The 23,283-nt window shown below is 64.3% G+C and carries 21 protein-coding genes; 5 read left to right on the top strand and 16 right to left on the bottom strand.

The window, feature by feature from the left end; genetic code table 11:
• Positions 1-8: 8 nt before the first annotated feature.
• Positions 9-2,948 carry an isoleucine--tRNA ligase gene (ileS, locus tag KBY81_RS03790; protein WP_315858467.1) on the top strand — a complete coding sequence of 980 codons (2,940 nt, stop codon included), beginning with the start codon at positions 9-11 and terminating at the stop codon, positions 2,946-2,948.
• A 32-nt stretch (positions 2,949-2,980) separates the two neighbouring features.
• Here ileS and KBY81_RS03785 read toward each other — a convergent pair whose 3' ends face one another.
• Positions 2,981-4,765 carry a glycosyltransferase family 2 protein gene (locus KBY81_RS03785; RefSeq protein WP_254975663.1) on the bottom strand — a complete coding sequence of 595 codons (1,785 nt, stop codon included), beginning with the start codon at positions 4,763-4,765 and terminating at the stop codon, positions 2,981-2,983.
• Between the two features lie 99 nt (positions 4,766-4,864).
• Here KBY81_RS03785 and KBY81_RS03780 point away from each other — a divergent pair, with 99 nt between their 5' ends.
• Entirely contained in the window at positions 4,865-5,704 is an 840-nt protein-coding gene (locus tag KBY81_RS03780; RefSeq protein ID WP_254972534.1) for a glycosyltransferase family 25 protein, read from the top strand.
• Here the strand turns inward: KBY81_RS03780 and KBY81_RS03775 are convergent.
• Together KBY81_RS03775 and KBY81_RS03770 are read right to left on the bottom strand one after the other, a co-directional pair.
• Complete coding sequence (locus KBY81_RS03775) at positions 5,674-6,432, bottom strand: hypothetical protein (RefSeq protein WP_254975662.1); 759 nt, start codon at positions 6,430-6,432, stop codon at positions 5,674-5,676. The two genes, KBY81_RS03780 and KBY81_RS03775, sit on opposite strands and share 31 nt — an antisense overlap.
• A 91-nt stretch (positions 6,433-6,523) precedes the next feature.
• Entirely contained in the window at positions 6,524-7,006 is a 483-nt protein-coding gene (locus tag KBY81_RS03770; protein ID WP_254975661.1) for a nuclear transport factor 2 family protein, read from the bottom strand.
• A gap of 255 nt (positions 7,007-7,261) precedes the next feature.
• Here KBY81_RS03770 and KBY81_RS03765 point away from each other — a divergent pair, with 255 nt between their 5' ends.
• Positions 7,262-7,735, top strand: coding sequence for an HPP family protein (locus tag KBY81_RS03765; protein WP_254975660.1), 474 nt, complete (start codon positions 7,262-7,264; stop codon positions 7,733-7,735).
• Positions 7,736-7,751: 16 nt separating this feature from the next.
• On the opposite strand, the gene KBY81_RS03760 is transcribed toward KBY81_RS03765, so the two are convergent.
• Both KBY81_RS03760 and KBY81_RS03755 read right to left on the bottom strand, forming a co-directional pair.
• Positions 7,752-8,048 carry a DUF2442 domain-containing protein gene (locus KBY81_RS03760; RefSeq protein ID WP_254975659.1) on the bottom strand — a complete coding sequence of 99 codons (297 nt, stop codon included), beginning with the start codon at positions 8,046-8,048 and terminating at the stop codon, positions 7,752-7,754.
• Between the two features lie 166 nt (positions 8,049-8,214).
• Complete coding sequence (locus KBY81_RS03755; protein WP_106220781.1) at positions 8,215-8,529, bottom strand: hypothetical protein; 315 nt, start codon at positions 8,527-8,529, stop codon at positions 8,215-8,217.
• A 574-nt stretch (positions 8,530-9,103) separates the two neighbouring features.
• Between KBY81_RS03755 and KBY81_RS03750 the strand changes: the two genes are divergently transcribed.
• Positions 9,104-10,873, top strand: a complete 1,770-nt coding sequence (locus KBY81_RS03750) for a hypothetical protein (protein WP_254975658.1) — start codon at positions 9,104-9,106, stop codon at positions 10,871-10,873.
• A gap of 78 nt (positions 10,874-10,951) precedes the next feature.
• Here the strand turns inward: KBY81_RS03750 and KBY81_RS03745 are convergent, their stop codons facing one another.
• The 8 genes from KBY81_RS03745 to KBY81_RS03710 form a co-directional block, all read right to left on the bottom strand.
• Positions 10,952-11,359, bottom strand: coding sequence for a type II toxin-antitoxin system VapC family toxin (locus KBY81_RS03745; protein ID WP_106220783.1), 408 nt, complete (start codon positions 11,357-11,359; stop codon positions 10,952-10,954).
• A complete protein-coding gene (locus tag KBY81_RS03740) occupies positions 11,356-11,619 on the bottom strand; it encodes a ribbon-helix-helix protein, CopG family (protein ID WP_106220784.1) in 264 nt (87 codons plus the stop codon). Before KBY81_RS03740 ends, KBY81_RS03745 begins: the two co-directional genes overlap by 4 nt.
• Positions 11,620-11,676: 57 nt before the next feature.
• Positions 11,677-12,765, bottom strand: coding sequence for a M14 family metallopeptidase (locus KBY81_RS03735; RefSeq protein WP_254975657.1), 1,089 nt, complete (start codon positions 12,763-12,765; stop codon positions 11,677-11,679).
• Positions 12,766-13,163: 398 nt separating this feature from the next.
• Positions 13,164-16,706, bottom strand: a complete 3,543-nt coding sequence (locus KBY81_RS03730) for a hypothetical protein (RefSeq protein ID WP_254975656.1) — start codon at positions 16,704-16,706, stop codon at positions 13,164-13,166.
• A gap of 103 nt (positions 16,707-16,809) precedes the next feature.
• The gene (locus KBY81_RS03725; RefSeq protein ID WP_254975655.1) at positions 16,810-17,178 is read right to left on the bottom strand and encodes a hypothetical protein; all 369 of its coding nucleotides are present in this window, start codon (positions 17,176-17,178) and stop codon (positions 16,810-16,812) included.
• A 96-nt stretch (positions 17,179-17,274) separates the two neighbouring features.
• Positions 17,275-18,177 carry an abortive infection family protein gene (locus KBY81_RS03720; protein WP_254975654.1) on the bottom strand — a complete coding sequence of 301 codons (903 nt, stop codon included), beginning with the start codon at positions 18,175-18,177 and terminating at the stop codon, positions 17,275-17,277.
• Between the two features lie 276 nt (positions 18,178-18,453).
• Positions 18,454-19,644, bottom strand: coding sequence for an MFS transporter (locus tag KBY81_RS03715; RefSeq protein ID WP_254975653.1), 1,191 nt, complete (start codon positions 19,642-19,644; stop codon positions 18,454-18,456).
• Between the two features lie 26 nt (positions 19,645-19,670).
• The gene (locus KBY81_RS03710; protein ID WP_254975652.1) at positions 19,671-20,390 is read right to left on the bottom strand and encodes a Coq4 family protein; all 720 of its coding nucleotides are present in this window, start codon (positions 20,388-20,390) and stop codon (positions 19,671-19,673) included.
• Positions 20,391-20,507: 117 nt separating this feature from the next.
• On the opposite strand from KBY81_RS03710, the gene KBY81_RS03705 reads away from it, so the two are divergent.
• Complete coding sequence (locus tag KBY81_RS03705; protein ID WP_254975651.1) at positions 20,508-21,182, top strand: TetR/AcrR family transcriptional regulator; 675 nt, start codon at positions 20,508-20,510, stop codon at positions 21,180-21,182.
• Here the strand turns inward: KBY81_RS03705 and KBY81_RS03700 are convergent, their stop codons facing one another.
• From KBY81_RS03700 to KBY81_RS03690, 3 genes are read right to left on the bottom strand one after another with little or no spacing between them, the layout of a single operon-like run.
• Positions 21,183-22,133 (bottom strand): aldo/keto reductase, encoded by a 951-nt coding sequence (locus tag KBY81_RS03700; RefSeq protein ID WP_254975650.1) that lies wholly within the window; start codon positions 22,131-22,133, stop codon positions 21,183-21,185.
• A 22-nt stretch (positions 22,134-22,155) separates the two neighbouring features.
• Positions 22,156-22,743: a hypothetical protein gene (locus tag KBY81_RS03695; RefSeq protein ID WP_254975649.1), complete on the bottom strand. Its 588-nt coding sequence runs from the start codon at positions 22,741-22,743 to the stop codon at positions 22,156-22,158.
• Positions 22,691-23,206, bottom strand: a complete 516-nt coding sequence (locus KBY81_RS03690; protein ID WP_254975648.1) for a hypothetical protein — start codon at positions 23,204-23,206, stop codon at positions 22,691-22,693. Before KBY81_RS03690 ends, KBY81_RS03695 begins: the two co-directional genes overlap by 53 nt.
• Between the last annotated feature and the right edge of the window lie 77 nt (positions 23,207-23,283).

The following is a 23,283-nucleotide window of genomic DNA, read 5'->3' as shown; positions in this document are numbered from 1 at the left end:
CCGGCGACGTGACGGCAAGCCCGGCGTCCTACAAGGACACGCTCAACCTGCTGCAGACGCCCTTCGCGATGCGGGCGAACGCCCGGGTGCGGGAGCCGGAACTGCAGGCCTTCTGGAAGGAGCACGACCTCTACGGACGGCTCAGCCGCGGCAACCCGGGGGAGCCCTTCACCCTGCATGACGGCCCGCCCTACGCCAACGGCGCCCTGCACGTGGGCCACGCCCTCAACAAGATCCTCAAGGACATCATCAACAAGCACGCCCTGCTGCAGGGGCGCCGGGCCCGGTTCGTGCCGGGCTGGGACTGCCACGGCCTGCCGATCGAGCTGAAGGTGCTGCAGGGGATGGGCAGCGAGGAGCGGCGGCAGCTCACCCCCATCGACCTGCGGCGCCGGGCCCACGCCTACGCCCTCGAGCAGGTGGAGGCCCAGAGGAGCGGCTTCCGGCGCTGGGGCATCTGGGCCGACTGGGATGAGCCGTACCTCACGCTGCAGAAGTCCTACGAGGCGGCCCAGATCGGCGTCTTCGGAAAGATGGTCCTGGCGGGCCACATCTACCGGGGCCTCAAGCCAGTGCACTGGAGCCCCAGCTCCCGCACCGCCCTGGCCGAGGCCGAGCTGGAGTACCCCGACGGCCACACCTCCCCCAGCGTCTACGTGGCCTTTCCGGTGGTGGACCTGCCGGCGCCGCTGGCCGGGCTGCTGGCCGACGCCGGCATCGCCGGACCCACCGATGCGGCCCACCGGGAGCAGCTGTTCGTGGCCATCTGGACCACCACCCCCTGGACCCTGCCGGCCAACCTGGCGGTGTCGGTGAATGGCCAGCTGGATTACGCCATCTGCCGCGACGGCACCACCAACGGCGGCACCCCCCGCTACCTGGTGGTGGCCGCCCAGCTGGTGGAGTCGCTGCGCTCCAGCCTGGAGCGCCCGCTCGAACCGCTGCTCACCCTCAAGGGGGCCCAGCTGGAGGGCATCCTGTACCGCCATCCGCTGCTGGATCGCACCAGCCCGGTGGTGATCGGCGGCGACTACATCACCACCGAAACCGGCACCGGCCTGGTGCACACGGCGCCGGGCCACGGCGTCGACGACTTCCACACCGGCAACAAATACGGTCTGCCGGTGCTCTGCCCGGTGGATGAGGCCGGCACCCTCACCGCCGAGGCGGGCCCCTTCGCCGGGCTGAACGTGCTCAAGGACGCCAACCCGGCGATCATCACCGCCCTGCGGGATGCCGGCCTGCTGCTGGCCGAGCAGCGCTACGAACACCGCTATCCCTACGACTGGCGCACCAAGAAACCGACCATCTTCCGGGCCACCGAGCAGTGGTTCGCCTCCGTCGACGGCTTCCGCGCCCAGGCCCTGGAGGCGATCGCGGCGGTGGAGTGGCTGCCGGCCAGCGGCCGCAACCGGATCGAGGCGATGGTGCGCGACCGGGGCGACTGGTGCATCTCCCGCCAGCGCTCCTGGGGGGTGCCGATCCCGGTCTTCTATCACCGCGAGACGGGCGAGGTGCTGCTCAACGCCGACACCCTGGCCCACGCCGAGGCCCTGATCGCCGAGCACGGCGCCGATGTCTGGTGGGAGCGGGACGAGGCGGGCCTGCTGCCGCCGGCCTGGGCCGACCAGGCCGACCAGTGGCGCAAGGGCACCGACACGATGGATGTGTGGTTCGACTCGGGCTCCTCCTGGGCCGCCGTGCTGCAGGGCCGGGGACTGCGCTACCCCGCCGATCTCTACCTGGAGGGCTCCGACCAGCACCGCGGCTGGTTCCAGAGCAGCCTGCTCACCTCGGTGGCCGTGAACGGGACGGCCCCCTACCGGCGGGTGCTCACCCACGGCTTCACCCTCGATGAGAAGGGCCGCAAGATGAGCAAATCGCTGGGCAACGTGGTGGACCCCGTTGTGCTGGTGGAGGGGGGCAAGAACGAGAAGCAGGAGCCGGCCTACGGCGCCGACGTACTGCGGCTGTGGGTGAGCTCGGTGGATTACTCCGCCGACGTGCCGCTGGGGCCCGGGATCGTCAAGCAGCTGGCGGATGTGTACCGCAAGGTGCGCAACACGGCCCGCTATCTGCTGGGCAACCTGCACGATTTCGTGCCCGCCGAGCATGCGGTGGCGATCGAGGATCTCCCCCTGCTGGATCGCTGGATGCTGCAGCGCACCGCCAGCCTGATCGAGGCGGTGAACGCCGACTTCGAGCGCTACGAGTTCTACCGCTTCTTCCAGGCCCTGCAGAACTTCTGCGTGGTGGATCTCTCCAACGTCTACCTCGACATCGCCAAGGACCGCCTCTACGTGAGTGCGGCCGGCGACTTCCGGCGCCGCAGCTGCCAGACGGTGCTGCACCTGGTGGTGGAGCGGCTGGCGGGGCTGATCGCGCCGGTGCTCTGCCACATGGCCGAGGACATCTGGCAGAACCTGCCCTACCCGGTGGCCGAAGCCTCGGTGTTCGAGCGGGGCTGGCCCACGGTGCCGGAGAGCTGGGCGGCGCCGGAGCTGCTGGCGCCGATGCAGCGGATCCTGGAGCTGCGCGCCCAGGTGAACCGGGTGCTGGAGGGCTGCCGCGGCCGGGGGGAACTGGGCGCCTCCCTCGAGGCCCAGGTGCAGCTGGAGCTGGAGGCGCCGGCCGCGGATGGGGCGGTGGAGGCGGCCACCCTGCCCGAGGCCCTCGCCCTGGTGGAGGCCAGCCCCCACCCCGAGGTCGACAACCTGGCCGACTGGCTGCTGGTCTCGGCCCTGCGGGTGGGCGGACCGCCGCCGGCGGAGACCCTCCTGGCGGAGACCGAGGAGGAGGGGGTGCGGGTGCGGATCGCGCGGGCGGCGGGGACGAAGTGCGAGCGCTGCTGGCACCACGAGAGCGACATCGGCCAGCACCCGGAGCATCCCAGCCTGTGCGGGCGCTGCGTGGGGGTACTGGAGCGTCAGGGGGCGGGGCCCGCCTGAACCGGAGCCCCGGCGGACGCCAGGGCTCCGGTTCAGAGCACCCCGAAGGGGCTGAGCACTTTCCGGGCCGCCCGTTTGAGCGGCAGGGGGATACCCCGGCGGGGGAGCTTGCGCACGACGCGGGCCGCCAGCCGCCGCGAGCGCACGGCGAGGGAATGGGACTGCAGCAGGGGATGGGGCGAGCGCTCCCGCAGCAGCTCGATCAGCCAGGCCGCCGCCGCCGGATCCTGCGAGCCCGGCGTCAGGGCCGCCTCGGCCAGCCGGAGGCGCTCGGCGAACTCCGCCACCATGGCCTGGTAGCCGCAGGCCTCGGCGACGGGCCCGTGGGAGGCATGAACCCGGGCGAAGTGCTGGAGAGACTTGCGCTCCAGCAGGGCGGCGTGGTCGAGCAGATCCTCGATGTCGTTGGCGATCCGCACGACGCTGGCCTGGGCACTGACGATCGGCAGTTCCTCGATCACCGGCGGCGGGGCCATACGGGGGCCCGCGGCGCTGGCGGCCGCGTAGGCGTGGGCGATGGCCTCCACCCTGCGGCCCACCAGTTCCCGCAGCAGGGCCCGGTTCCGCTCGGTGGGAGCCAGGTGCCGGCCGGAGCTGGTGTTGGGCATATAGGCGGCATGCAGCAGGGAGGCCTTGACCAAGTCGAAGGGGGCGCCGTGCACGACCAGGACGCTGGCCACCCGGACGACATGCTCCTGGAAGGTTTTCTTGGAGCCCCGGAAGGAGCCGCCGTGCAGCTCGGCGGCCACATCGAACACCCTGTTGAGCTCGGCGATCTCCTGGGGGGAATGGCCGTTCGCCAGGCACTGCCGCACCAGCAAAGGGAAGGAGTGGACATAGGAATAGACGTGGTTGTCCACGGCCGCGGCCGCCTCGGCCAGAGGCTCCCGGGGGCGGGGCTGCACCGGCTCCATGCTGCCGATCTGGCGGTTGAGGAAGGAGGTCATGCTCTGGAGGGAGCGCAGCTTCCATTTGCTGGAGAGGTGGGCCACATCCCGGGCCGCCACCTCATGGCTCCAGCGCCTGCGGAAGTGCTCGATGTCGCAGAGCCAGTAGGGGGAGTGTTCGTTGGCGTAGACGTAGCTGACGACGGACTTCGGCTCGAAGATGACCCGGTAGTTCGCCTGCCGGGCCAGCATGGCGATGTCGATGTGCTCATTCACCTGCAGGTAGGCCTCATCAAGGGGGCCCACCTCCTGGAGCATCGCCATGCTGAGCAGCATGCAATGGAATTCGCCGAAATCGGAGTCGCCCGCCTGCAGGGTTGGGGTGATGCGGGAGGCGGGAGCATTGGCGAAAAGATGCTCTTCGTTGTATTCGATCTGCCCGTCTTTCTCCGACAGATGGTTCTTGCCGCCGGCCATGTGGATGCGATCGGCGGCGAACTCACCCATCAGGTAGAGGGGGAAAACGATGCCCGCTCCTGTTCGCTCCGCCGTGGCCACCAGGGTCTCGATCCAGCCCCTGGTGACGAGCACGTCGTTGTCGATGAAGCACACATATTTGGTCGTCACGGCCAGCAGCGCCTGGTTGCGTTGCTGGTTGGGGGTGCCGGGTGCCGCCGGGAACAGGCTCAGCTCGCCGCGGGCCTCGGCCGCCTCAAGCTCCCGGCGCACCGAGGGCGGGGACTGGCTGTCGCGGTAGTGCAGGACGAAGGGGTAGTCCCGGTGCTCGAGGATTGAGTGCAGCGACCGAAGGGCAACGCTGTGCCGCTCGCGGAACACCACGACGACGGTGACCAGGGGATGGGCCGGAGAGCCGCCCGGGCTGACACGTACGGGGGTGTTGCGTACGCCGCGGCGTACGGGGGCGTTCATCAACAGCCAATCGGAAGCCGGATTGTGATGATACCATCCATCTCCATGATGCATCTCAGTATGCCGAAGTCCGCGCCTGCCTGTGCACCGCATTGATGCATGGCCAAACTTTCCTGGCAGGACTTACTGAACACCCCCGCCTTTCTGATCAATCTCGATCGCCGGCCGGATCGCTGGGAGAGCAGCCGCCAGCAGCTGGAATGGGCAGGATTCACGGACACACGTCGCTGGTCGGCCTTTGACGGAGCCACGGGAAACGTCAGGGAGAGTCTGCAACCTTTCGGCATCCAACAACTGCTTGATCGGGAAGACTTTCTCAGCCTGCCCGGCGCCCAGGGTTGCGCCGTGACCCAGGTGACCCTGCTTCAGCACATCATCGAGCAGGGGTATCCACGGGCCTGCATCTTCGAGGATGACATCCGCTTTTCCCGGGGATGGCACCAGCTGGGGCCGGCGTTCCTGAGCCGAACCCCCGGCCATTTCGACCTGCTGTTCATGGGCTCCCAGATTCAGTACGACGCCCTGCCCCGCTGGCATCCGGCCCGGCGGCTGCATCGATCCCGCAAACTCACCCGCCTGAGCCAGAAAGCCTGGCCCCGGCCGTCGCGTTGGCTGGGCGATGTGGTGCAGGGGCCGCTCTATTGCCTGCATGCCCTCATCCTCACGCGCAAGGGTTGCCAGGAGCTGCTGAGGTTTCTGACCACCCAGCGGGAGGGTTTCTACATGCCGGATTGCATGATTCACGACGCCATGGCCGGACGATCCCATGTGTCGAGGTTTCCGCTGCGGTGGTATGCGTGGAACGGCCATCGCATCCCTTCCCTTGTGGAGGAACGGGGCAGCAATCCCCACTGGATCCGGCGCAACTGCGGCCTGGTGTATCAGGAGGAATCCTTCGGCACGGACGTTCAACCGCGCCCGGAGGTGTCGCCGGCCTGAGGCGCAGCGGCCGGGATGGTCAGCCCTGGCCGAACGCCCTGGGCCGGCGGGGTCATGTCCTTCAGGGGGGGAACCAGGCGCGCGCCGAGGCTGAAGGCACCGGCCAGCAGGCCGGCCAGGGCGATCACCACACTCCACAGCTGCACCGGCCGGAGGGCACCGAGCAGGTCGGCGATGGACAGCTCGGCCGGGTTGAGGACCTGGGGACGGCGCGGAGCCGTGGCGCCAGCCGCCGGCGTCCGGGCCAGCACCTTCTCCTTCCAGTCGGCCAGCACGCCGTTGAATTCATTGGAGGCCAGCGCCGCCGCCTCCAGGGGCAGGGTCTGGACGTACCAGTCGTAACCGGGCTCCAGCAGGCCCTCGGCCTTGAGCCCTGCCTCGACGATCACGAGAAGGGGCAGGTGCTTGGTGTAGGCCATCGCCGCCTCGATGTGGTTCCAGGGGGTGGGCAGGCGGACGTCAGCGAGGCTGGCCTGGCGCGGGCCGCCGCGCTTGTCGAGGCCGGCGGGGAAGTAGGAGCGCTCCAGGGCGATGACGACGATGCCGGAACAGTGCTCCATCAGCTCGGTGATGGCCTTCAGGGGGGCATCGGCGCTGAAGGTGTTGCGGCCGACGGTTTTGGGAACCAGGGATTCCGTGCGCAGGCGATCTTCGATCGATCGCACGAAGGCTTCCTGCTCTGCGGTGGCGGTGCCCCCCACACTGACGAAGACGAGGGTTTCCTCCATGCCGCGCCACGCCACACACTTCAGACCTTAACGATGGCCGCCCAAGCACGCCCGCTCCGCGTGCTCCCGGCGGATGGCGAGGGGCGGCGATTCAAAGGCCCAGATCGGACAGACCCGGGTGATCGTCGGGGCGGCGACCGAGGGGCCAGTGGTACTTGCGATCGCTCTCCTGAATGGGCAGGTCGTTGATGCTGGCGATGCGGGTGTGCATGAAGCCCTGGTCATCAAACTCCCAGTTTTCGTTGCCGTAGGAGCGGAACCAGTGGCCGGAATCGTCGTGCCATTCGTAGGCGAAACGCACGGCGATGCGGTGGCCGTGGAAGGCCCAGAGTTCCTTGATCAGGCGGTAGTCGAGCTCCCGGGCCCATTTGCGGACCAGAAACTGCTCGATGGCCTCGCGGCCGCTGACGAACTCGGCCCGGTTGCGCCAGACGCTGCCCGGGCTGTAGGCCAGCGCCACCCGGGCCGGGTCACGGCTGTTCCAGCCATCCTCGGCCATTCGCACTTTCTTCGCCGCCGATGCGGCATCGAAGGGGGGAAGGGGAGGCCTGGGGGCTTCCGGAGCGGTGGTCAAGGGAGCAATTCCACGGTGGGAGCAGGCTAAGTCAGGTGTCAGGGAGGTCCGGTGTTGACCGACCCTCACCGCCACGACGGCTCGCGGGTTCGTGGGGGCCCGACCCGTGCCTTGCACGTTTCTCCCCCTACCGTCACCAGCACAGGGCCGCGGCTGCCGATGGGGAGAGTCAGGGCACGCTCCACGGGACTGGGGACCCGGCGGCTGAGGCGTCTGGTGGTGCTCCAGCGCCGGGAACGTCGGCGCGGGCGCCGCGTGCAGCCCCGTTTCCGGCTGAGCCAGATCGGCGTGACGTCCCTGGGTGGCCTCACGGCCGTCGGCCTGATGGCCCTGTTGACGGCCTGGAGCGGGCAGGTGCTGATCGTGGCGCCCCTGGGAGCCTCCTGTGTGCTGCTTTTCGGGTATCCGCGCAGCCCACTGGCTCAGCCGCGCAACGTGGTGCTCGGCAACACGCTGGGGGGGAGCCTGGGGGTGGGGCTGGTGAGTCTGCTGGGCCAGGGGCCCCTGGTGCTGGCGCTGGCCGTGGCGCTCACGATCCTCCTGGGCCAGCAGCTGCGCTGCCTGCATCCCCCCGCCGGAGGGATGGCGTTTCTGGCCGCCTTTCTGGGGATGTCGTGGCCCTTCCTGCTGTTCCCGGTTCTCCTCGGATCACTGCTGCTGGTGGTCCTGGCCTGGGCCTTCAGCCGCTGGGTGCCGGGGGCGATGCCCTACCCCCTGCACTGGCTCTGAGGACGGCCTTATGGCATCAGTGGACTGGAGGCGGCGGCTCAGGTGAGTGGAATGACTTGGACATCGTCGTCGCCCTCAGCGGGAACCTCTCGGGATGGCGTATCGACTCAACGGACAAATCAACGTCTAGATCAGGCCAATAGAGATGGTCGGCCGTGGGTCGCACGACGTTGATGATCTGCTGAATCGTAGCCGCTTTGAACCAAGGAAACTCGGCATAAGGAAGGGCCAGCTCCTCATCATCAATAAGCATCCAGATGCAATGGCCAGAAACATTCGTGACCTCAGCCCCCAAAGTAGTTGTTCCAGGCATCGACAATCTCCTGTTGGTGTAACTCGACTAACCGCGGAAGAAGAAAAACCGAGATTCGCCATCCCGGAAGACGGTTGGTGACAATGGCGCTCCCGAGCTTCATTGACAGAGTAGCCCTGCTGGCACGAGCAGGAGAACTCGACCATGGCCCGATGGCCTACCGCCTTCAATGGGGAATCGAGTAGGTGTTGCCCCGCTCGCTGCGCACCAGGAAGGCGGAGGACGTCTGCCGGTAGGTGGCCAGGGTGGTGCGGCCGTTGCTGGGCTCGGTGATCAGCAACTTGCCGCATTCCTCCTGATCGCCCTGGCCGCAGGTCCAGGGCTCGCCCACCTTCTCCATCTCGATCTGCTTGCCATCGGAGCGGAAGGTGACCGTGAACGAGGTGGAGCCGCCCGCGACCAGGCAGGCTTCGGGGCGGCCGTTGAAGCGGCAGGTCTGCCAGGCGGTCTGGGCGTGGGCCTCGGGGATGGCCGGGGTCAACAGACAGGCAACAGCGCAAAGAGCGGCCAGGGGGGAACGCATCGGGCAGGGGCGCCGGAAGGATCCACTCTCGCCCGCGCAGTGCCCAGAGCTGCCCCGACGATCCCGAGGCGGGTCAACCTGCCGGCCACTCCAGAAATGATCAGGACGGCCTGCGCTTGGCTTGCGACAGGGAGGCATAGGGAAAAGGGTTGCGTACGACGTCCCCACTGGCAAGTGGGCCCACTCGGCCAGCCTGGTTCCAATGTTGTCGGCTTGAAAGCATCCTCTAACGCTCCCACGCACATTGCCTCTGTGCCGTACTCGACGGTGAATTGACGGAGGAAAAATCTTGCGTGAAACTGACATTCGGTGCATCGCCCCGACCTCCCGGAAGGAGCATCTATTCCATTCAGGGGGCGAGAAGTGCCCTTGTCATGCTTTGCGAATTTTCGTATCTGATCAGGACAAAGCAAGGGGGACGCATTCCATCGCTATAGGGTGTTAATAGATAAACTTGAAGAGATGAATTTTGATACGTCATACTCTTTCTGTCGCCTCTGGTCCGAGCCCTCCCTCAGCGCGCCTGTCTCAGATGGTTCAGCACGGCGCAACCGTTGCCGCCTGCATGTCGGTGGCATGGCTGTCCGCTGGGTCGGCGCTTGCGGCGGAGACACTCGACCAATCCAATGCCCCGGCATCCTGGGGCGGCTCAGCGCATCAGGTCACCACTAAGGCGGAGCAGACCGTCTCACCAACGCTGAGCTGCCTCACCCGTGTAGAGATTGGCCTCATGACAGGCAACCGTGGCAGAGGTGGGGATCTGGTCACGTTGAGGGTCCTTGACTGGAGCAATCTTCGTCAACCAAAGCAACTCGCCACCATCGACGCCAGCGTCCAGGATGGTTTTGACGGCTTTTTGAGCTTCAAGATGCCCGGCGGCGGCATTGAAGTGCCACGCAACTGGCTGGCCCTTCAGGTGGAAAGCCGCAAAAACATCTTCTGGTGGAAGTACCAATTAGGCGATCCTTATCCGGGCGGGCTGTACTTCTTCGGGGGTTACGGTGACACCACTCGCGACTATCTGTTCAAGACCTACGGACATTCTGGGAACTGCAAGAAGTTTTCGCTTACGGTCACGCCCAACCCCATTCCCCTGGCGCAGGGCGGAAGCAGCACAGCAACGATTGGCGTGAACCGTCAACCCGGCTTCACGGACCCAGTGAACGTTACGTTCGCACTACCCAGTGGTGTGACGAGCTCACCCTCTACCTTCGCGATCAAAGGTGCCACTGAACAATCGACGCTCTCGGCGAATGCCAAAGCACCTGCTGGCCAGTTCTCCGCGACGGTTTATGGCACCGAATCGGGCGGAACGTCGCCTACACCGACGAGTTTCCAAGTCAATGTGACCCCTGCCACCTTGGCCCAGCCAAAGGTCACCAGCGTCACCCCGACAGTGCAGCAGAAGGGAGGAACGATCACCGTGAAGGGCAGCGGCTTCGACCTGAACTGCAGTTTGAACGACGTGGACTTCGCCGGGGTCAAGGTGAAGGCCAATTCCTCATGCGTTCCTGGCGCTCTCACACTCACGGTGCCGACGCAGGCACTGTATGGCTCGACAACGCTGAAGGTCATCAGCAAAGGGGTTACCAGCAACGGCATCCCCTTCTCAGTCGGACGCCAGGTGGGTGGCTTTTCCGAGATCACGAGTGACGTGCTGTTTAGGACTAAGACCCGTTCCTGCGCAGGCGGCACGGTGAAGGTCGAGGTTCCGACCGGCACGCCGAGTCTGCCCAGCGGCACGCGTTATGTCGCTTCCTACCGGAAGGTTCCGGTGAACAGTCTCGTCGGTAATTCTTCGATCCCCTTTCAGTCCGACTTCTCCTACCTCGACACGTTTCCCAGGACTTCGACGAGGTTCATCATCTCCGGCATTGGGGGCGCAGGGTTCAGCCTCTGCAGCGTGGGGCTGGTGTTCGACGGCGGGAACGGTGGTTCTGCGCGCTTGTTCCTGAGGGACCTCGAGACCGGCGCCAACTTCCGGGGATCGCCGTACAGCGTCGCGATTCGCGTGCCAAGGCTCACCAAGCCCTATTCGCAGAACTACCACCCACGCTTCTTCCGAAGCCCGGACGGAACGATCATCCTCGTCGTCACCGCAGCGGCGGAAAGCGGCACTGGCCATCTCATCGCGACGTTCTACGACACGGTCACCCGCGCGGACCTATCCAACGTGCCCGTCAGTAAGCCCGCCAGTAGTGCGACCATCGGTAATCCAGCCATCAGCGCCATGCTCGGCGCCGACAACCGGATCACGCTCACCGTCGGGCATGAGACGCTGGCGCCCATCCGCATCCCCTGAGCAGGCGCCGATGCTTCACCCCCCATCACGTCAACTCCAGCCCCCTCCCACCCAGGGCTGATTGAAGTGACACAACGTCTACGGCTGTACCAAAGGAATCACTTGCCTTCCATGACGGCGATAGATCTGGAAGTCACTATCCGTCGTGAGAAGCAACGGCGCGTCGTTGATCTCCGCCAGGCGAATCAATGCGGCATCCGCCAGAGAAGCGGGCACATTCTCATACCGCTTGAAAAGTGCACTGACAGAGCCAATCTGCTCCTGGAGCACGAAAGGCAATTGAACGACTCCTCGCTCAATGAACTGCAGGGCCAACGCAGGATCAAAACCGGAGCGCCTGAGCAGAAAGCAGGTCTCAGCGACCACAGCCTCACAGCTCAGCAGTGGAGGCGGCAATCGCCTGAACTGCTCAACAGCCCATTTGTGATGGGTGTCGTTGCGACTCAACAGCGCCACCCAAGGTCCCGTATCAAGCAGAACCGTCATAAACGATTGGCCCCGAAATCAGCCAGATGAGCAGGGTTGGATGACAGATCAGCGGGTCCGCCTTCGCAACAGCCCACGAGGTCAGCCAACAAATCAGCGGCGGAGGGTGGTGCTGCGTCATCCACGCCCTGCTCTGGGGATTGGAGAAACGCTGTCAACGCGCGTCGAACCAACTCAGACTTGCTGAGATGGCGCCGTTGAGCCTGCTCCGTGAGCTGCGCATCAAGGGCCTCGGTCAACTTGAGCGAGATCACCGCCATGGCAAGCACCGAGTCATCGACATGCCGATCCTACCTGCTGACAAGCGGTATTACGGCTCAACCCTCCCCCAACCCCCTACAAGCCCGCAGCACCACATCAGCGCAGCGCCCGTACACAGCGGCGCGCCAGGCGGGGCTGTCGATCAGGAAGGCGTCGCGCACCTGGCGGCGGATCGCTTCGCGGTGGGGGGTGGGGCGATCGGGCACGGCGTGCAGCCAGGCATCGGCGCGCAAGGCCGCCAGCACCTCATCGATCGGGCGGGTGCCGAACTCCAGGGCCAGGTAGGTGAGCTCCACCGCAGGGAACATGCGGCGCAGAAACACCGGCACCGAGCCCGACACCACTGACGAGCTGGACGGGCCCTGGCCGGGCCGGGTGACCTCCGGGCCATACCAGCGTTGCAACCGCTCCCAGTCGTCGTCAGTGCTGCCGCTGCCGATCAGCTCCCCGTAGCCCCAGGGGCCCAGGCCGGTGTGCAGGTCGATCACCGCCAGGCGGCGGCAGGCCGGGCCCAGGTGCTCGGTGAGGATCTTCTCCAGGGTGGACAGCGACCAGCTGGGGCGGCTGCCGCCGTAGAAGAGGCCTGTGGGATGGGTGTACTGGCCGCGCTGCAGCGCCGCCTGGTAGGCGGCCATCCCCTGCCCCGTGATGAAGGCCTCCAGCAGGGCGTCGGCCCGTTGCCGCTCGGGCCCGTCCCAGTCGACGGGCAGCAGGGCGTCGTGGAGGGCGTCGTAGGCCGGGTTGTCGGGCAGGGGGCCGCGGAAGTCGAGGCCGTTGCGGTTGAGATCAATGTTGTGTTCGTTGCCGCGGCGCAGCCAGGCGAAGCCATGGGGGTTGAGGGCATGGATCAGCAGCGCCCCGCCGCCGGCCGGCAGGGCGCCGTGGAGTTCATCCAGCAGAACGCCCACCTGGCAACCGGATCCGGCCAGGCCCTCCACGCCGTGGGTGCCGGAGATCAGCAGCAGCAGGGACTCGGGCTCGGCGGCGCCCAGGGCCGCCGCATCGATGGCGAGCGGCTCGCCGGCCGGGCCGCAGTGATCGGGCAGGACATGGCTGCTGAGCCGCGCACCGGCGCCAACGGCAGCGGCCAGGAACGCCTCACGGGCCGAGCGGTAATCGGGGCGGAAGAATTCGCTGGTGGCCATGGGGGAGGGGGCTGGGCCGGGGGCGATCAAAGGGTGTGAGCGTTGTGGGGGGTCACCGCGTGGGATCGACGTCTAGCTTGGAATTGATGCAAAGGCCAATATGGAGCTCTTGGCACTCCGCCAAAAGCCACCAGCCCCTGTCGAAGCTGCAGAGCAACGCCACCTCTAGTCAGACCAACGGTTGCTTCACTTATGGATAGGCGCACAAGGATCTTCAGAACATCCACTGATCATGAAGTTCATCATTCTCTTGCTCGAGGGCAGGAAACGCTTTCGACTCGATCGGCGGGCAGCGCTGGGAAAACATTAACTCGAACCTCAACGATCCGCACAACCGTCTTGCGATGAAGCGCAACAAGATTTCCAGCCCGCGTTGACGTAATTGATTAGCATTGAGACTACTCACTTTCTCTATCTCTGTGATCGCTTTGTATCCGATCAGCTTCGCAGTCGTAGCCCTCAGCCAAACCTCTCAAAGTAACAGCAAATCGCGGAAATCCGGCATTCTCAATTTCCTCGGCTTTGCGACGGAACTGTTCAGCCAGTTCTCTCTCCGGCTTTCCGGTTGGGTCAATCAAATGAATACCGCGTGAGTTGTATGTTCCCGTCCTAAAGCCGGCACGCATGTCATCAGCTTCACGGCCATTCAGCTCGGCGGCGACAGCGCGGCGTATCCACAATCCGCACGGATCGGGTGGTGTGTGAATCAAAACTTCGCCAATTTTGACGAGTGCAACTTCCTGGTGGCCGGATTCTGCGCAGACTTCCTGGACCCTTTTCAGCCATTCGGTGAAGCGTTCTTCGCTGAAAGTCCCATCATTATTTGTGCCAGGCGGCGTCTTCCACTCATGCAGAAGCTTCCAGGCGTGACTTGCGATTGCCTTTGATTCCGCAGTGGATTTCTTCGGCGGCCGATCTTCTATGTTGGAACGGTAGATAAGTCGAATTACCTCACAAAAGAACTCAGGGTCATTCGCCAGCCTGTTTTCAAGGAGCTGGGGCGCGGCATCTCTATGGCGGTCGAGCAAGGGAACATATGCCCACTCGACCTTAAAGAGGTCCTCCTGGCTAACCGAAGGCTCTGCCTGAAGAAACTGGATAAGTTCGATAATGTGGCGCCCGACAATGGCGTAGCTGGGCTCTCTGGAAGAAAGAGCGACGAGCAACGCGCGAACACATTGATTGCTATCGATTTGCTGCTTATCATGGCGCATCATGGCCAAGCAGTTGATTGCCGCGTGTGGCCTGCCATGTTCAATGAGTTTCTCAATAGCAAAGGAAAGATCACCATCGGCCTGAAAGGCATTCGCGCCGGTGCGCGACCAGTATTCACTCTCGCGTGCCTGAAGCCATTCAGACGCGCGATCCCAAGCCCCCTTCAGAAATGGCAGATAAGCCAGGAATTGCCCTACTTGCTCTGGCGTCCAATCAGACTTATCAATGTCGTCGCACCATGCAAAGCTCTTGACGTGGTAACGCCTCCAGATATAACCGCTTACGAATGCCCTAAGCTTGTTATCTGAAGAGTCTAGGAAGTGAGGCAGAAAGGTCTGCTCAATGTCTGAATCTGCAATAACAGCAAGTGCAATCCCTACCTGGCTGGGTGATGAAACGGACTGGGCGAATCGGATGACACCCTCGGCACCATGCTCGCGAAAGACCTCCGAGATAGCTTTCTCACGTTGCGTGTCAAGCCTAATTCGCTGCTCTTCCCAATCATCGCTCTTATCGTAGAGGTCAAAATCACGATCCGCAAAGAGGTACTGATAGAGATTGAACGGTTTTATGGGGGCAAGTTGCTCTGCAACTAGGTCAATACGAGTAAGTAGTTCGTCGGGCAATGCCCATTTCGCATCGGAGAAACGCCGGTGGTGGTTAGAAAATCTTCTGAGATGGTCCCAAATAGAGAGTCGTTGCTCCTCAGGAAGTTCTGAAATGGACCGGGAGGAGAGAACCAGGAGAAGATGATCAAACGTGGGTTTCGGTAGATTATCTAGATGGTCAATCAATGCTGAAAGCCGAGCGGTATCTTGGCCTGCGGCAGCCAGCGCAAGCTCTGCGTAAGAAGATGCCTGCTGCCAATATTCCTGTTGAGTAACACTTTTCCCCCAATCATCGGGGATGATCATGCGCCACCTTGGCTTGTGCGAACCAGAAGAGGTCTGGTGCTGGCCAGGAAGAAGCTGAATAATCAGGTTCCAAGCGATATCAGGCCATTCATTGAGGATCGCCCGAACCGCTACCTCGCGCTTTTCGGCCGATGCCTGAGTTTGCGGTAGCCAAGGCAGTAAAATGGTTACAAGCGAATTGGAAGGACGATTGCCCCAATTGCCGCCGGAGTCATGGCTGGCGAGTTCACTAAGGGCGACACAGACACGAACCAGATATTGTTCATCCCAAGCCAGCACTTCCAACGCCCAGAGCATGCCGGCAAACCAATTCCCGCCGGAGATGCCATTGCTTTCTTGGGAAAAAAGCTCAGCAAAGGGGCAGGGCTTGAGGCGCATTGCCTTCTCAACCACATCCAAAAATTCACCCGGGGCGGCTTCGGCCAAGGTGGGCAGTAATCTATTCAGGCTGCCCCACATAACCCAATCAGCATCGGTCAGAAGTTCACGTATCACGAATACGCAGCTTGCTTCAGCCCTCCCTTGCGAGCAGTTACTACACGCCTCCGGCTTGCTGCCCAGGATGGCCAAACCCTCGGCAATGCCGTTTCGCAACTCGTGTGAACACTTCAGCACCTTGCCATAAATGCTTGCCGCATATCGCTCTTCAGCAGGCAGTTCAAAGGCGGGGTCTGGCTCACCTAATACGGAAACAGCCAGTGACCTAAACGTATCGAGGTTCTGATCAAGGATGCGCGATCCCAGCAGTGACCAAAGCTCGGATCGGTTAACAACTTTCCAGATGCCATTATGCAGAGACAATGGGCTATTCGGGCAATGCAATATTTCTCGGGCCTTCTTTAACCACTCGTCGTAACTGATATCGAGCAGTTGAGTTATCGCTTCAAGGTCGTATTGACTCTTGTCTTGCCAAGAACCTATCAGAACTGCCAAGGCCAGATAGGTAGCATCTGGGTGCTGAGTCCAATCAGTTTTGGGTTTCTCCTGTGCTGCCTTGAACTCCTCGGGCATCTCCTCAACAGCCTTTTGCTTGAAGGCCTCCTGAAGGTCATCCGGGATCTTGCCTAGCGTGATAGTGCCGGCATCCTGATTCCACGCTTGTACGATATCGACAATCCGTGACCATACCCACTGCGGATACTGCTGCTGGAATTGGGAAATGTGGGAATGCAGCAGAGATAGGACGACACCAAACTCGTTACCAAGATCGTAGCCAAGTAGATGGAAGTGGTTCAAGAAACTATAGAGTTCGTCCCTTGAGACATCGTTACCGCCGTTTGCTGTCTTCAGATGATGCTGAATAACCCCCAGTTTCTCGGTACTCTTGGAAGGGCTGAAATTCGCTTGCTGGACGTTTCTGAAAAAATCATCAACGTCTTTGGTGTGCCTCGCCTGGTTCAGCAACCATTGCACATTGTGTGCATCGGTCGCGCTGAGGGGTCCTGTGATCAGGGCAATAATGTCCACTTCTCGTGTGAACACCTTCGGATTATTGAAATCATTCCAGGCTGCCTGCATTACCTTACCGAACAGAGCGCTGCGGTGCGTGATATCAATGGAATGCTTGACCTGCCCGAGAAGCTTCCGCCGTTCCTTGCTGTTGACGTTTTCTACGACAACAACGAGGTCGTCTGTATCAAAGTCGTCAATCTTGCCCTGAAGTTTGATTTCCGCAATGGGCCAGCAAGGAAGACAGGGAGCGTGTCCGCCGGTAAGCATCAGTGCGACAAAGGACGCTTGGACGTGCGCTTCAAAATGAACGCCGCCACCGCCGGTGGAGAATGGATTACTTAGTTTTTTCTTCTTTGCCATCTACGGCCACGCCCGGATTCTTATGCCTAACGTTGAAAGTGAGGGTCGCGTAGCCGGCCTGCTAGTGAAGCGTACCACTCGGCCGGCGGGTTGGGCGTTGTTTTCAAAGCTGAAATACTAGGCGCGTCCATTCGTCATCGGCTGGAAACGGCCCATGAATTGAGGCAAAACAGCCCTTGGATGGAACTTCACGCTGTAGCTTTGAGGCAGCCCAATGAATGTATATTCGCTTGTCGTCATGATCAATCTCCTTGACGGTTCCAAGCGCACGAATTTCGATGTTTGAAGAGCCTTGACCCAACATGCGCTTGATGGCAATTCGGTCACCGGGCTGGATTTGATCACGAAGGGCAGCCTGCGCGGGCTGCTCTTCATCTGACCATCCGAGAAACCAATATCCTCTGCGAATGAAGATTTCGGATTGGTCATCATGTCCGCCCCACATTGCACCAACGATCCAATAGTTCGACATTCAGTTCCTCCTGTGAGCAATCAAGACACCCAACGTTGCCGTTAATCGGCCTGCCGAAGGCTTGTTCGGTTGAAAAGCGACTTAGACCTTGGCTCGCTAAATGGGGCGTTCATTGTGTGTCTCAGCCAAGAAGACGGCCAGCGTCGACGCAGCTCCCACAGCAAGCTTGGCATGCCGTGGCTGCAGACTTTTCGTTCCGGCCCTTTTCCCATGTCCCGTCCCATAGTGGTTACGCAGTTCGGCTACTCCTTGGGTGATGCTAGCCAGATTGCTCAGCAAGCGCTTGATCGTATCTGCCGCCTTCGCCTTCTCTGGAATATCGTCAGGTGTGAGATCGAGCTCCTTTGCTGTCAGTCTGACAAGCTCTGGAATATCTGCTTTCTTAGAGAAAGACACTCCACGCTCGGCCAGTATCGTCTTGCAGCAGGTCTCGACAAGTTCCTTGGCTGTGCCAATGGCAAGCGAAGGATCATTAATGATTGCGACTTCAATGCGTGTGATCTGTTGTGTGACGTAGGAAGGATCTGTTCCGCCCAGCGCTTCCCGGGCCGTGCCAAGAGCCGGCGCAGCGTGTACACCGACGTAGCGACCAACATAGACTGGCTTGCCTGAGAGACGAGTGAGCTCGACCAGCTGGAATCCATCCTTCTGCAGGAACTGATTCAGCATCTGAGCCAACCGTTCGGCCTCGGTTGAGTCCTGGCGGACTACGGGGTGGAGAGTTTCCGCCAAGAATCGAAGAAAAATCTCATCATCACCTGTTAGCAGGTTGAAACGTCGGTCGTAAAAGACCCAGTCATCGTCCCAGTCAAAGTTGTTGACTCTGTGTTGCCAGATATCACCGGCGGCATCCGTGAATCTTGAGTCGTCGGAAGGAAGGCTCTGGAGATCAAATATCCTAGACAGGAACTCACTTTCCTCGAGGCGTCCGCTCCAGTTGACTTTCTCGGCAACAAGTGAGTCGATGATGTCGCGTCGTGTGAGCTGGGTAATCTTCATTGTACGTTTGTGTTGAGGCCCGGCTTGCTCCGACACCTAACCATTCATTGGAAGACTCAGAGAACCGCTCCTCCAGTATTCTCCCCTTCCGAGAACTACCTGACCAGCGACAAGGCCGCTCGGCTTAAATCCCGATGATGCAACGTCTCGCAAGCGCAACTTCCAATTTCTAGCAGTGGTTGACGGGTCCGATAACCACCTGTAGCCACCGATACCCAAGTCTTGCCAGTCTGCCCACCCTGAGCAGTTCAAGACCCGCAAAGAGATCCAGCCCGCTCACCCCCGCGCACTGCCCAAAGCAAACGGCACGGTGAGCAGCAGGCTCCCCCCGGCGACCACGAACAGCCACGGCAGGGAGATGTCGATCAGCACCCCCGAGAGGGCCTGGGACAGGGGATCGAAGGCGACGCCGGCCAGCATGGCCAGGGCCATCACCCGGCCCTGCAGCGGTGCCGGGGTCTCCCGTTGCAGCCAGGCCGTGGCCAGCACCCCCACCAGGCCGCCGCCGATCCCCATCGCCGCCAGCAGGGCGGCCGCCGTCCACCACTGGCCGGCCACCGCCAGCCCCAGCAGGCCCGCCCCCAGCCCGGCCGACAGCCAGCCCAGCGCGCCCCCCGGATGGGCGATGGCGCCGAACCGGCCGGCCCACCAGACCCCCACCAGGGCACCCACGCCGTAGGCGGCCTGGAGCCAGCCGTAGCTGGCGGCGCCACCGCCGAAGCGCAGCGTCACCAGCTCCACCACGCCGATCACCACCGGGCCCAGCACGGCCAGGTTGATCATGGCGATCAGCGTCAGGCCCGTGCGGATCGCCCCGTGGCCCCAGGCGAAGGCGATCCCCTCCCGCAGGCCCTGCCCCAGGCCCCCAGTCGGGGCCGTGGCCGCCGCGGCCAAGCGGGGCCGCACCTGCAGGAAGCAGCCCACGGCGAGCAGCAGCAGCACGGTGTCGAAGGCCAGGGCCGCCGTCGCCCCGGCCACGGCCAGGGACAGCCCCGCCAGGGCCGGGCCGGCCACGTTGCTGATCTGCTCGCTGCCCTGCAGCCAGGCGTGGGCCCTCCCGAAATGGCGGTCCTCCAGCAGGCGGGGCAGCAGGGCCAGGGCGGCGGGGTAGAGGCAGGCCTCCGCCGCCCCGAACACGGCCGCCAGCACCAGCACCGGGCCCAGGTCGAGGGCGTCGCGGCTGGCCAGCAGGGTGAGCACCCCGGTGGCCATCGCCAGGATCCAGCCGGCCCGCACCGCCATCGTCCGGGGCGGATGGCGATCGCTGAGCACGCCGCCCAGCAGCAGCAGCAGCCCCCGGGGCAGGGCCGCCGCCATCAGCACCAGGGCCAGGGAGGTGCCCGAGCCCGTGCGCTGCAGCATCAGCCAGGTGACGGCGACGAACCAGAACTGGACGCCGGCGAACAGCAGGGTCTGGCCCAGCCACAGCCAGCGGAAGCCCTGCCGTCGCAGCGGGGATCCGCCCACTGCCTTGGCGCTAACAGCCTTCCCGCTCACAGCCGCCCCACCCGCTCGGCGAACGGCCGCAGCTGCAGCGCCTCGCGCCACTCCACCAGCGGCCGTTCCCAGCCCTCCTCCCAGCGCTGGGCGAACAGGGGCCTGGCCTCCAGGCCCATCTGCAGCCCGGTGCGGATCGTCTCCACCAGCTCCGGCAGCAGCTCGGGGGCGCCGAGGGTGGCCGACACCAGGGCCTGGGCTGTGAGCACCGCGCCCAGGGGGTAGGGGAACTGGGTGAGATGGAAGGCCTGCAGGCCGATCTCGCCCGTCAGCGTGGTGTCGAAGCCGGTGACCACGTGCCAGAGGTCGTGGGTCTGGCTGAGCCGCAGCTCCACATAGGCCGCATCACTTCCGGGCTCCATGCCGGCGTGCAGGTTGGGGTCGTAGCCCAGCCGTGCCAGCGACGCCGCGTAGGCCTGGCCGAGGCTGCCCTCGGGCAGGGCGGCCAGCTGCTCCAGGTCGTGGGCCGGGGGGATCCAGCGCGCCTCGATCAGCGCGGCGCAGGCCGGATCGCGGCGCAGCTGCTCGGCCATCAGGACATAGGAGGGCGTCTCCAGCAGGGCATCGGCCAGGGCCCCCACCAGCTCTAGGTCGGTGTCGCCGCCGCTCATGGCCACGAAGGTGCCGAGGACGCGGAACAGCTGGGGCGGCAGCTCCGGAGCCTCGAACGACGCCGCGATGGGGGCGGGATTGGGGCGGAAAACGGTGGTGGTCATCGGTGCGAACACGAAGGAACGTGAGCAGTCCTCACGTCCAAGAAATTATGAGCATCCCTCGCCTTTGTCAATGGGATGCGAGGATCGCTCAGGTTTTCAGGATGTGCCGCTGCGCCCATGGCCGATGCCACCGCCACCGCCGGCGAGCCCTCGCCCCTGCGCCGCCAGCCGCGTCAGGCCCGCAGCCAGGAGCGGGTGCGGCGGATCCTGGCGGCGGCCGAGGAGCTGTTCGTGGCAGGCGGCGTCGGCAGCACCACCACCAACGCCATCGCCGCCAAAGCCGGGGTGCCGATCGGTTCCCTCTACCAGTTCTTCCCCGACAAGGGGGCGATCCTGCGCAGCCTTGCCCAGCTCTACGCCGAGCAGCTGCACGGGCTGCTCACGGCCTTCTTCGACCAGGGGGACGGCCGCGGCCTCTCCCTGGAGGCCTCGATCACCGCCGCCGTGGCCCTCACCGATCGCTTCTTCCGCGACCACCCCGGCTACCCGGCCATCTTCCTGGATGTGCAGAGCGCCACCCCCGAGCTGCTGGCCATCGAGGAGGAGGCCGACGTCCGGCTGATCAACGACTGGAGCGGCCTGATCGTCGAAAAGGCCGACGCCGAGGGGAGCCACCTCAGCGAGGAGGAGGGGCACCTGATCGCCTACGTGCTGGTCAAGACCGTCGGCCACCTGCTCTGGCTCGCGGCCACCCAGGAGCAGGACCGCCGCGACCGGCTGGTGGCCGAATGCGGCGACCTGGCCATCGCCTACCTGCGCCGGCGGCTGGCGCCTGGCGGCCCACCACCCTGATCAGGCCCAGAGCGACTCCAGGGTGTAGGGGCCGCCCTCCTTCACCCAGAAGGTGCCGTCGATGAAGCGATGGCTCCGGTCGAGCCCGTCGATCGCCTCCATGTCTTCGGGAGCCAGCTCGACCTCGGCGGCGGTGAGGTTCTCGGCCAGACGCGCCGGCGACACCGACTTGGGAATCACGGCGGTGCCGCGCTGCAGGGCCCAGCCCAGCACCACCTGGGCCGGCGTGAGGTCCCGCCGGGTGGCGATCGCCGTGACCGTGGGGTCCTCCAGCAGCACCGGCTGGCCGGGGGGCCGCATCTGGGGAGGCAGGCCCGGGGTGCCCAGGGGCGAATAGCCCGTGAGGTGCACGCCGTGGGCCTCGCAGAAGGCGAACAGCCCCTTCTGCTGCAGGTAGGGGTGGAGCTCCACCTGGTTCATGGCCGGCCGGATGCGCGCCTGCCCCAGCAGGCTGTAGAGGGTGGCCATGCCGAAGTTGCTGACGCCGATGTGGCGGCACAGGCCCCCGTCCACGGCCGCTTCCATGGCCGCCCAGGTGGCCGCAATCGGCAGGGTCTCCAGCGACACCAGATCCTCGGCACCCTCGGGCATCACCACGCCTGGCCGAAAGGCCACGGGCCAGTGGATCAGATACAGATCGAGGAAGTCGAGCTGCAGATCGGCCAGGGTGCGCTCCAGGGCCGGGGCCACGTCCTCGGGGGCATGGGCGTTGTTCCAGAGCTTGGAGGTGATCCAGAGCTCGTCGCGGCTCACCAGGCCGGAGCGGATCGCCGCCGCCAGGGCCTCACCGATCTCGGCCTCGTTGCCGTAGATGGCGGCACAGTCGATGTGGCGGTAGCCCAGCTGCAGGGCCGCCGTCACCGCGGTGCCCACCTCCCCCGGAGGGGCGTTCCAGGTGCCCAGGCCGAGCATCGGCATGGCAGCGCCGTCGTCGAAGGGGAGTGTCTTCAAGGCGGTGAAATCCAAACGAGCGTCATTCCACCCTGGCGCGGGCCGTGAAGGAGCGCAGCGCAAAGCTTCGGGCCTGCGGCTTATCCGATTCGATCACGAACTGCAGCCGTTCCCCCTGCCGGCCGATCTTGGTTTCCGCCACCTCCCCGATCACCTGGCCCGTGCCGTCGAGCACATCGAACGTCACCTGGATGGTCCCGCAGGGGCGCTCCAGGCAGGCCACCTCCATCACATCGACGATGCCGCCGCCGTAGAGCCGGGGCTTGCGGCAGATCCCCTGGCAGCGGCGGGTGAACACCCCCTGATCCGCCTCCGCCCAGCCATCGGCGAGCAGGTCCTGGCGGGTCTCGCCCCGCCCGCCGGCGGCCGGCTTCTCGGCCAGGGACGCCCGCAGGCCGGCCGCCAGCCAGCCGGCGCCGAAGCCCAGCAGCAGCAGGGCCACCATCAGCAGCCGCTGGAGGATCGGAAACCGGGCGGGTTCAGACGCCGGCGGAAGGGCCGGCGGCGACGGGGGCCGTCCCCCGGGCGGCACCGGCTCCATCTCGACGATCAGATCCTCAACGGTCTTCCCGGTCGTCGCCTTCGGATCGCCCTTGCCGGTCCTTGCCATCGTCGTAGGCCATCAGTGAACGGAACATCAGCCCGCCGCCGCTGCCGATCAGGGCGACCATCGTCAGCAGGTTCCAGAGTGAGGTGGGCTGGAAGCTCATGATCAGGGTCTGGAGCACCCCCACCGCCAGGGCCGCCACAGAGGCCAGCACCAGGAACCAGCCCCAGCGCTGGTTGCGCAGGGCGAACAGCAGGCACACCCCGATCGTGAGCGGGATCAGCAGCAGGCCGAAACCGCCGCCCAGGCCCTGGGACAGCCCAAAACCGCCGCCCCAGCCGCCGCCCCAGGCCGAGCCATAGCCACCGCCCCAGGCACCGGCAGCACGCCGGCCGAAGCGCAGGCCCAGGCCCATCGGCACGGAGCTCACCATCACCTGGTTGAAGAACAGGAACGCCCCCATCGTGAAGAGCACGCCCCCCAGCAGGAAGCTGAAGAAGTCCCGGATCGGGTCCCTGGCGGCCATGGCCCTCCTGACGGCCCCGTCATGATGGCCAGCCCCCCCGGCTTTGTCTGCCGCCGGCCGCTGACGCCCTGTTGACA

Source organism: Cyanobium sp. Lug-B (assembly GCF_024345635.1).
GTDB lineage: Bacteria > Cyanobacteriota > Cyanobacteriia > PCC-6307 > Cyanobiaceae > Cyanobium > Cyanobium minutissimum.
The sequence above is the reverse complement of the archived record's forward strand: the minus strand, read 5'-3'. Positions and strand labels throughout refer to the sequence as shown.